The 1,482-nt window shown below is 67.7% G+C and carries 2 protein-coding genes; one reads left to right on the top strand and one right to left on the bottom strand.

The features are described 5' to 3' along the window. A partial coding sequence (locus tag AC04L7_RS18550) for a response regulator (RefSeq protein ID WP_475513680.1) occupies positions 1-647 on the top strand: 647 nt, incomplete at its 5' end. A gap of 174 nt (positions 648-821) precedes the next feature. Here the strand turns inward: AC04L7_RS18550 and AC04L7_RS18545 are convergent. Continuing rightward, positions 822-1,482: crotonase/enoyl-CoA hydratase family protein (locus AC04L7_RS18545; protein ID WP_475513679.1), on the bottom strand; the 661-nt coding region annotated here is incomplete at its 5' end.

Raw genomic sequence — 1,482 nt, 5'->3', positions numbered from 1 at the left:
TGCCCGGACTGAGCGGCCTGGACCTGTTGAAGCAGCTGCGCGTGATGGAGGCGGGCAGCGGCAGCCGTACGCCCGTGCTCATCCTCAGCGCGGATGTCACGCCCGAATCGATCCAGYGTTGCGAGCAGGCCGGAGCGCGCGCCTTCCTTGCCAAGCCGGTCGTCGCCACGCGCCTGCTGGACGCGCTGGCGGACATCGCGACCTCGGGCCGGGTTGCGGCCACCGCCGTCCCGGCGGCGCCTGCGCGTGCGGAAGTGTCGGACGGCGTGCTGGATGTCAGCGTGCTGGACGAACTGACCGCGCTCGGCATGGGCGATGCGTTCGAACGCGAATTCATCGAGCAATGCCTCAACGATGCGGACGGGTGCATCGGCGCGATGGCGCATGCGATGGAGCGCGGCGATGGGGAACACCTGCGCGAGCACGCTCACGCCCTGAAGGGTGTTGCCAGCAACCTGGGCCTGGTCAAGCTCGCGGCGGCCGCCGGCGAAATGATGAGCCTGGCCGACTGGCAGATCACCCGCGAGTGGCGTCATCGCCTGGCAGCGCTGAATTCGCACCTGAGCCACGGTCGCGCGGCGCTCGATGCGCGGCAGCGCGTGCGGGGCGCGGGCCTGGACAAGGGCAACGAACACTCGTCGTCCTGACGCGGGGCCATTGCCGCGATCGACGCGGTGGCGATACGGTGGCGCGGGCGGACGCGGTCCGGATGGATCGCTGGCGAGTACGGATGACCCGGACTCGCCCTTGAAGGCGCACGGCGCGCTCCAACCCCCTGATTTTCCCCTGTCGTTACTGCGTTGCCGCAGTCATGCGGGTGTTCAGGCCGCGCGGATCGACCGCTTTTCCTGCGCGCGGACGATGCGTTCCATCATCTTCAGCGACTTGTCGCCCAGCGTCAGCGCGGTATCGACCCACACCTCGGTGATGCCCATCAGTTCGTCGTAGCCGACCGGCTGGGCGAGGTTGCGGCAGGCGTTCAACGCCAGGTGCGCATGGGGCGAGCGACGCTGCTTGTCGATGATGGTCTGCACGGCGGAAGCGCCCTGGCCCTTCGGTACCAGCACGTCGACCACGCCAAGCTTGTAGAGCTCATCGCTGGTGTAGATGTTGCCTTCCAGGATGATCTTCTCGGCGACCTGCGGCGAGACCCGCTTGCACAGGAAGGAGTACGCGCCCATGCCCGGGAACAGACCGAACAGCACTTCCGGCAGGCCCATGTCGACGCCTTCCTCGGCCACGATGGTGTGGCACGACAGCGCGATCTCGAGGCCGCCGCCCAGCGCATCCCCCTGGATCAGGGCGATGGTGCGTACGTCGCCGCCCAGACCGGTGTTGAGATGGTGGACGCCGTCGATGCAACGGCGCGCATAGCTCAGCAGGCGATCACGGTTGTTCTCGCGGATCAGCTGCGAGAACAGTTCCAGATCGCCGCCGAGATTGAATGCCGTGGCGTCGGAGGCGACCACGAGGTGACGCAAC

This window comes from Pseudoxanthomonas sp. LjRoot204_2, assembly GCF_056175765.1.
Note: the sequence above shows the minus strand (reverse complement) of the source record. Positions and strands in the feature narration are given on the sequence as shown.